This window comes from Corynebacterium sp. HMSC068G04 (assembly GCF_001814885.1).
In the GTDB taxonomy this organism is placed as follows: Bacteria; Actinomycetota; Actinomycetes; order Mycobacteriales; family Mycobacteriaceae; genus Corynebacterium; species Corynebacterium hiratae.
On record NZ_KV818293.1, the window covers coordinates 38,564 to 46,607 of the forward strand.

5 protein-coding genes are annotated in these 8,044 nt (G+C 51.4%); 3 read left to right on the plus strand and 2 right to left on the minus strand.

Annotated features, from left to right (window positions below; all coding sequences use genetic code 11):
* The 3 genes from HMPREF2993_RS01415 to HMPREF2993_RS01425 all read left to right on the plus strand — a co-directional run.
* The coding region (locus HMPREF2993_RS01415; RefSeq protein WP_070700701.1) for a UTP--glucose-1-phosphate uridylyltransferase at window positions 1-643 on the plus strand (643 nt) is incomplete at its 5' end.
* Window positions 644-1,004: 361 nt separating this feature from the next.
* On the plus strand, window positions 1,005-3,200 hold the full coding sequence (locus HMPREF2993_RS01420; protein ID WP_070517332.1) for a KAP family P-loop NTPase fold protein: 2,196 nt from the start codon (window positions 1,005-1,007) through the stop codon (window positions 3,198-3,200).
* A 436-nt stretch (window positions 3,201-3,636) separates the two neighbouring features.
* Window positions 3,637-5,010: an APC family permease gene (locus HMPREF2993_RS01425; RefSeq protein WP_232745378.1), complete on the plus strand. Its 1,374-nt coding sequence runs from the start codon at window positions 3,637-3,639 to the stop codon at window positions 5,008-5,010.
* A 534-nt stretch (window positions 5,011-5,544) separates the two neighbouring features.
* Here HMPREF2993_RS01425 and HMPREF2993_RS01430 read toward each other — a convergent pair.
* Window positions 5,545-6,231 (minus strand): RloB family protein, encoded by a 687-nt coding sequence (locus tag HMPREF2993_RS01430; RefSeq protein WP_070700623.1) that lies wholly within the window; start codon window positions 6,229-6,231, stop codon window positions 5,545-5,547.
* A gap of 1 nt (window position 6,232) precedes the next feature.
* Window positions 6,233-7,591, minus strand: a complete 1,359-nt coding sequence (locus HMPREF2993_RS01435; RefSeq protein WP_070517393.1) for an AAA family ATPase — start codon at window positions 7,589-7,591, stop codon at window positions 6,233-6,235.
* Window positions 7,592-8,044 lie beyond the last annotated feature (453 nt).

Sequence of the window (8,044 nt, forward strand, 5' to 3'; positions counted from 1 at the left end):
ACAGGCAGTGAAAGTAGAGCGTGCCGCGCAGATTATTCAGCCGGTAGCAGTTGTGCAGGACAAGCCTTTGGGCTTAGGGCATGCTGTTGGATTGGCCGAGGGCGTGCTCGATGGCGATGAAGAGTACTTTGCTGTCATGCTTCCTGATGACGTCATCGAGCCCACTGCAGCTATGAGTGAGATGATTCGTGTGCGCCAAGAGTTTGGCGGCTCGGTGCTGTTGGCTGTGGAAGTGGAACCCGAGGATGTCTCGAATTACGGTGTGTTCGACATCCAGGACACCGGCGAGGATGGAGTGAAGAAGGTCGTCGGGATGGTAGAAAAGCCCGCGGCAGAGGATGCGCCGTCGAACCTCGTCGCAACTGGCCGGTATCTACTTGACCGTGCGATTTTTGATGCTTTGCGTCGCATCGAACCGGGCAAGGGTGGAGAGCTGCAGCTTACTGACGCCATCGACTTGCTCATCTCCGAGGGTCATCCAGTCCACGTTGTTGTGCACGACGGTATTCGCCACGACTTGGGCAATCCAGCTGGCTTCATTCCGGCGAGCGTGGAGTTTGGGCTACGCCACCCGAAGTATGGGCCGGCGCTGTTCCGAGACATCGAGGAGATTATGGAAAAGTACCGGCCGAAGCTGGGGTAGGGTAACGGGGCAAGTGCTCTGCCCTTTGGCGAACCAGCCAAATCTACTTCGTCCCAAAGCAGCCTTTGCTGCCGCGCATATTGCTCAAACTCTTTTAGCTCAGCGCCGCATAGCTGCGCCTAACCTGTTTTGGGACAGAGACCGAAGTAGGGCGAGGAGTCTCTGGGGAGTTACAGAGCTTGGAAGGGGAAGCGATGGCCGGAGTATTTCTACTTAGGGGCGCAGCAGGAGTACCTAACGATTAATCCCAAACCTGACTCTAGGAAGATCCCGTCTGGTAAGAACGTTTCTAGCTCTTTGGTAGGAGCAGAGCAGTCACTATTCATTTTTACCAACAGGGAAATTGGAGCTGGTTAGCGAGATGGAAGCTGATTTCTTACAAGTCGGAGCTGATGATTCGGTAGGCGAGGACATACTTTCTAGAGAAAAGCTCGTTGGTCATGCTTGCCAAGTGATCCAGAGAGTTCATTCGAAGGACAGCAGTTCTGTTGTCGGTGTAGTGGGTTCGTGGGGGTCCGGAAAAACTTGGGTGATGGAGCGCGTGGCCCAGGAGCTTGAGTCCAGTGAACCAAATCGATGGAAAATCGCACGGTTTACCCCGTGGGCTGTTGATAGCCCGGAGGAATTAATCGGTGAGTTTTATCAGTCGATCGGCGAGGCACTCGATTTGGGTAATGATGAGAGGTTCCAGAAAATCGTTGCACGAGTTCTACGGTTTTCTGGTCTGTATGCAGGCATGGTCCCTGTTGCTGGCGGGGCTATTGCAGCTACTTCAGATGCCGTAGCTGACTATCTGGAAAGACCAAAATCATGGAATTCACTATTTAGTGCGGTCTCTAATGTGATCCAGGAAAAAGGTTTCAATGTATTAGTTGTTGCAGATGATATCGACAGGCTGCAAAAGCCTGAACTGTATTCGCTCCTTAAAGTTATTAGGCTCTTGGGACGATTTCCTGGAATTACTTTTCTCCTTGCTCTGGATATCGAGACTATCGGGGGTAGCGTTGGAGCTGACTTGTCTTCCGGTGCAGCCGGCGCGGGGGCAGCTGGCTTCCAATATTTAGAGAAGTACATTCAGTATCGAATTACTGTTCCGCCACTTACCGGATATCAGAAATCGAAATTGATTGAGTTGGTGCTGTCTTACTGTGGGGATAGTTCGGAATTCGAGTTTGATCCTACGAGCCATGAGGTCTATGCATTCATTCGGAATTGGCTTCGGCTGCCCGTAACTATCAGGACCGCACAGCGATTCGGTCAACAGCTTCTATCTACGTTGGCGCAGCTTAATCCAGCTGAAATTAATTTAACTGATGTTCTAAATCTGCAGCTCCTGCAAACAATCTATCCTTTTGTGTTCACCCGACTCCCTAGGTACAAGGAGATCTTAACTCGTTCTGACAGTCTTTCAGAGGAGGATCGATCCTACTTTGAAAAGCAATTAATCATGGGAGTTCCAGGATTTGGGAATTGGATTGAAAGGTCTTCTGTACGGGGGCTTCAAATCTCTAATCCGCATAGCAGCTTATCGGAAGCAGAGGTGGTTGTTGGTGTTTTGAGGGAACTATTTCCGGTCCTTGATCAGGTAAGGGGATCTAGGAGAGTGGGAACGGAACGGATTTCTGATCCGAGCCATTTTGATCGATATTTTACGCTCAACATTGATGATGATGACTTGTCAGAGTTAGAGGCCGATCGGGTCCTGAAAGATGCAGCGAAAGGAGAGGCGTCCGAATTCGAATCACTCTTGGAGTGCGAGGATACAAACTTACGGTACGTTATTGCCAACCGGTTGGAGCTCGGCTTCGAGCGTTTAGAACCTGGTTTTAACCCAGAGGAATGTTCACGAGTCCTTATGGCTGCCGTTCGAGCATTGAACGCTCGGGAAAATATATCTGGAGCTGCCAACAGCTGGCTAGTCTGGTTCATAGTAAATCTTATGTCCACGGCACGTCTAAAATTGGAAAAATCATCGATTTTGAGTCTCTTGGCACACGGGGAGAATCACAAAGATGTAGGCCCACTCATCGCTCGGGGAGTCCTTAGGGAGAACTATGGCGGTTTGCCTCCAGCGATGTACATGGCATTCGTAGAATACGGCAGAGTCCTCATTGCTTCCATCATCGGCGATATGGCTGAAGGAGAGCGTGCGCCTCTTAATGCTTATTGGAGAATTAACAGCTTTATTTTCCTTTATAAAATATGCAACAGTTATGAGTGGGATCAAATAGGCGTTGATCCTAGTATCGAATTTCGGAGAGAATTCCGGAAAGCCTTCGAAGCTGGAAAGTTTTCGGCGGCGGACTTTGCGTCTAGGTTTGTTTCGGTGGATCCTCTGGCAGTGACAGATAGCGGCAATGATGAATACATAATCGAAGTATCGATTATTGAGTATTTCCGAGACTTTGATGATCCTTTTTTCGACGAACCGCTTCAGCGTGATAGGCATGTCGATGCTAATACCTGGGGAGAGCGCAAAGAGTTTGCACGGGGACGATGCGGTGAAAGGAAACAGCATTCCTCGTTGAGTGAGCGCCCTGCGCGGCTTGACTTATGAAAACCCCAGGCAGGGCTGGAGCTTCTTAGTGATACGGCGCGCGATTTGGCTGACGGTTAAATTGCAACAGTTGCTGACGCTAGGCGACGGGAGCTTAGGTGCAAGTCGGGCGTCGTCAAGCGCCCTGCGTGGGAGTCGGGACACGATCCTTGGGCGAACACGTAGGGACCCAGTAAGAGCGTAGAGCATCCGGGTGATTGGTGACAGAACACTGAGATCGTCAACATCGGTTATGTTCTTCGAATGAGAGGTGGAATCCTGAGTTTGGATCTATTAGATCTGCGGCACACCTAACCAAGAACCTCTAGACTTGCCAGAAACGCGCGCTGGGATCGTCCGCAAGGTCCTGGCGCTCAAGGTGAATTGTCTGGAGTGAAACTAGATGTCGGAGAATACGACACTGCGGAAAACGATGAAGCCGTCGTGGGTGTTTGCGATGGCTCTCGGGGCGGCGATTGGCTGGGGTGCCTATATCTTGCCATTCGACTGGATGCAGAAGGCGGGGCTTGCCGGAACGGTCATCGGCTTTGTCATTGGCGGTCTGATGATTGCCGTGATTGGCTTGAGCTACGGCTTTACCATTCGTGCGCTGCCGCTGACCGGTGGTGGGGTGGCGTTCGCCATGGCGGCACTCGGCCGGACTCATGCGTTTATCGCAGGCTGGGCGCTGACGCTGGGGTACTCGTGTGTCGTTGCGTTGAATGCGTCGGCGGTCACGCTCGTATTCCGCGTCACGTTCCCTGAATTGGTTATGCGGGGCGCGCTTTACGACGTCGCCGGGTGGACCATCTATCTCCCCGAAGTAGCGATCTGCTCGTTGTTCATCATTGTGTTCGCGTGGTTGAACTCTAAGGGTGCGGCACTCTCCGGCCAGTTCCAGTTCTTTGCCGTTGTGCTCATGATTCTGGCGGTGGTGGTTATCGTGGCGTCGATGGTGATCTACTACGTCGTCGAGCGCCCGGCGCTTGCTCCCGCTTTCCCTGTGGATGTTCCGCCGGCTGCGGCGGTGGCGACGATCATCGCTTTTGCCCCGTGGGCCTACGTGGGCTTTGATTCCATTCCGCAGTTGGCGGGCGAGTTCAATTTCTCTCCGCGGAAGGCGCTGGGACTTCTGCTGTGGGGTATTACTGTCGCGACGGTCATTTATATGGCGATGATGTTGGCGACGTCGATTGCCGTGGGCACCCACCGCGATGCTTTCGAGGGCGAGGCTTGGCCACCGGCAGCAGCCATCAGCGAGGTGATGGGGCCAGCAGGTCTGGTGCTTATGGTCGTCGCGGTGAGCGCGGGTGTGCTGACTGGCCTCAATGGTTTCTACACCGCGGCAAGCCGTGTGCTGTTTACGCTGGGGCGGGCTAACTTGGTTCCGCGCCGCCTGGGTGAGCTCAAGGGCAAGCAGCACGCCCCGCGCAATGCGATTCTTTTGGTGTGCGCGGTGTGCTTGGTGACCCCGTGGTTCGGGCGCGCGGCGTTGACGTGGGTCGTCGACATGTCCAGTGCTGGCATCACCGTGGCGTATTTCTACACTTGTTTCTGTGCCTGGAAGATCGCGCGCACCGGGCAAGTCCCGGGGATGCCCAAGCCCATTGCACCTAACAAGTTCTACGAGTACTTCGCGCTGGCCGGGTGCATACTCTCCGTCGGGTTCTTGGCGCTGCTCTTTGTCCCAGGCTCGCCTGGCATGCTGGGAACGGCCCCGCTTATCGCGCTGGTGGTCTGGATTGTCCTGGGGCTGGCGTCGTGGGCTGTTAAGAGCCGTCAGCTGAAGGATGTGCCGCCGGAGAAGACGGCGTCGTTGATTCTGGGATAGGGGGCCACCTATAGCGATATATCTTTACCGCATTTGTGATTGATGCGTTCTTATGGGAAATTGTCGGTGCTGCGAAAGGCACTTCGATACACATCGATGCTCTGCCTATACAGCCGCTTTGGAGTATGCTTTAGCGGATATTAATCGAAACCACTATAACTGGACGGTGTGCCAAGGTGATCGGGGCAATCAGTACGTGGCATTGACGTATTTCACGCCATTAGCTGAAATCAGAATCCTGCCCGAGCTCGCCAGACTGCGGTGAGCCCACTTGCAGAGTTCCAAGGTTCCAAGCGGCGTCACGAAGCGTTGGACTCCGCCATCCACAGAAGGTAGACACCGAGTAGTAATCACCTACCTCATCAATATAAAGACAAGGTCAAGTATCAGCTGTATTTCCTCGCCTTTGCGGACTGGTAAGAGTCTTAAGTTGTGTCTACTGTTAACTCGTTACCTTCCAAAAACATTGGCGGCGGACGTGTCTAATTCACAGAAATTACTATTGAAAATAAATTAATATTATTGATGTGAGGGCTAAATGATTCCAATCTCTTCGAGGAGGCGGGGGACAGAGGTTGAAGGATAAATTCCCACCTGATTTAAGGAAACTCTATTCTGATTATCGGCGTTCTGGGCGGCATTTTTAAAATTCGAATACGGGAACGTTGGTGGAATCTCTTTTTCGAGGAGGAGGTTGTGGTCCTGGCAGAGCCTGGCGAGCTGGGTGTCATGGCAGGTGATTTTTCTTTCCACATGCCAGAGGAGCCAAGCTTCAAATTTAGTATTGCTGATTGCAACGGAAATATTATTTTTGTTGGCAGTTTCTAGGGCCTTATTGAGGTTGCTTTTCCCTTGTTGTGGAGGGGTATTCCAATGATCTACATCGATTACAGCGAAACATTTGACGTATGGTAGCTTGTCGGGGTGCTTCTTTGAGTTCCCACACTTTTGGGCATCGGCCTTTTTCAATTCAATGCATTTATCGACGACAGCAGTAGGGGTGCTGGTCCAATTCTTTGCTTTATCAATTCTGGGCTTCACCTCTATATGGAAGTTTACGTCGGGGCCTAAAGTTCTTTTAAGTCCGTCAAAATATGAGGGTTCAGTCTTTAACCCTTCTGTTACTATAAGATAGCGATTTTTTATTTCCTCTTTTTTCTTTCGGTTCGAGTGCAAGCGACGCCCTCCCTTCTTTCCTGACGGCTTAGGGGTTCGAGCCATCTTAGTTCTCCTTGCTTTTACTGGTTACAAGCGTTCGAATGGTTGACGGGGACACGTGAGGTATTGCGCCGTAACGGCCGCTTAAATAACGACGTTCGTAGTTGGCCTTTTTGTGTAGTTCGAAATCAGTTAATGGGTAAACTTCGGATGAGCCATCCGTATTTTTTTCGACGAACCAGAAACTATTCTCATTCAAGTTTAAATCCTTTGCATGTTCTAGGATGTTTGTATTGTGTGATGTGAATATCAGCTGCGCACTGTTTATGTTTATGCTGGGATCGGAGAAAGCGTTGATAATTAACTCCATTAAGCTCTGGTGAAGGCTCGAATCAAGTTCATCGGCGATTAACACCCCACCGTCACGAAGGATTTCTAAAATTGCGGGAGCAGTGGCGAGCCAGCTCAGGGTTCCGGTCGATTGGTCGGCGAGGCCAAGTTCTTGTGTCTCGCCGACGCCACGGTGGAAAAAGCGGAAGGTATGTACCAATGAGGAGAGTTCCTCGTCGGAGAACTTGGCGGCTTCAGCCGATCCTTCGGCAGCATTGCCTGTGGTATCGCTAGCTTCGTCATTAAGAACTTCTACCAGTCTCCGGACTTGTTTCATGAACTCTTCGGGGATTCTTTGTTGATCTAATTTAACGCTTTGAATCCCGGTGTCAGCAGCTAGCATTAGTTGGGAAAGATCCTCGATGTTGAGTTTTCCCTCTCGGATTAGAGTTGTCAGCTGATCTACTCTGCTTTGCTGAGAGCGTGTTCCGACTGGTATGTAAAGCGTGTTATAGATCAGTTCTCGAGCGATCGGGGCCAAGATTTGGTGATCGTTGCGGAGTCCAACCGAGAGCAGCAACTCGGTTTCGGTAATCTTTCCTAGCTCTCTAACATCCGTAGGAGACATAAACGACTTGTTCCAGTAGATAGATTGCCCCTTGAAGCGTTCAAAACATTTTGCCCACCTTTTATTGGGGACCCTACTGAGCCACTCACTTTGGACGCCTTCGTAGCTCCACTCGAAGCCGTAGACGTACCGAGTCGGGCCAATGGCAAATTCGAATTCAAAGGCACTGGGTTTGGTTCTAGAGTTACCGTCTAGTAGGAAGGGGAAATGGGGCTGACGGTTTACTGGTCCGGAGTCTCGCCATGAGGTCGCAGAAAGGCGGATCGCAGTAAGCGCAAAGTTCATTGCGTCCAGGAGATTGCTTTTTCCTGACGCATTAGGTCCGAGAAGCAAACTTACAGGCACTGTGACACTGGCCCAGCCTTCGGTTGGAGCAGCGGAATGTGGCCAGTTGCTATAGAACTCGAGCGTTTGGGTCTCCCGAATGCTGCGGTGGTTCGACACGCTGAACGAAAGCAGTTTCATGTCAATTATGTTACGGGTTAATAGTGTGTTTCGCGCAAAGAACACGAGTTTTTCAAGTTAATCCTGATGAGAGCGCATTATTTACTCTGAATTGTCTTGCTATCACCAGGCAAGGAAGGGGGGTCTGAACCTTAAAGTCGTTTGTTGGGAGTGGTTGACTGCGCGGTGTGCTCTAGTGGGGAGACTCGCAAATTGTGGACACTTTGGCTAAGTAAGAATCTTGCACTCTATCCATTTCCCGGCCCAGTACCCTGCGGGAATGTCCGTCGCAGACTGCGCACAAGTACAACCAGCCTTCACCAGTGCGCAGGTAGGTAGTATCCGACATCCACACTCGGTTGAGCTCTCCTGTATCAAACATTCGCTTGACCAGGTCAGAAAGACTCGACTTACGTCTGGGTTGAATAGGTGTCACCGGGACAAGGCACGCGGTGAAATCCCTTCAATGCCCAT

Bases quoted from the DNA above. Each gene is read 5' to 3' on its own strand.
- HMPREF2993_RS01425 (WP_232745378.1), top strand. From the start codon at position 3,637: ATGGCTCTCGGGGCGGCGATTGGCTGGGGTGCCTATATCTTGCCATTC.
- HMPREF2993_RS01435 (WP_070517393.1), bottom strand. From the start codon at position 7,591: ATGAAACTGCTTTCGTTCAGCGTGTCGAACCACCGCAGCATTCGGGAG.
- HMPREF2993_RS01430 (WP_070700623.1), bottom strand. From the start codon at position 6,231: ATGGCTCGAACCCCTAAGCCGTCAGGAAAGAAGGGAGGGCGTCGCTTG.
- HMPREF2993_RS01420 (WP_070517332.1), top strand. From the start codon at position 1,005: ATGGAAGCTGATTTCTTACAAGTCGGAGCTGATGATTCGGTAGGCGAG.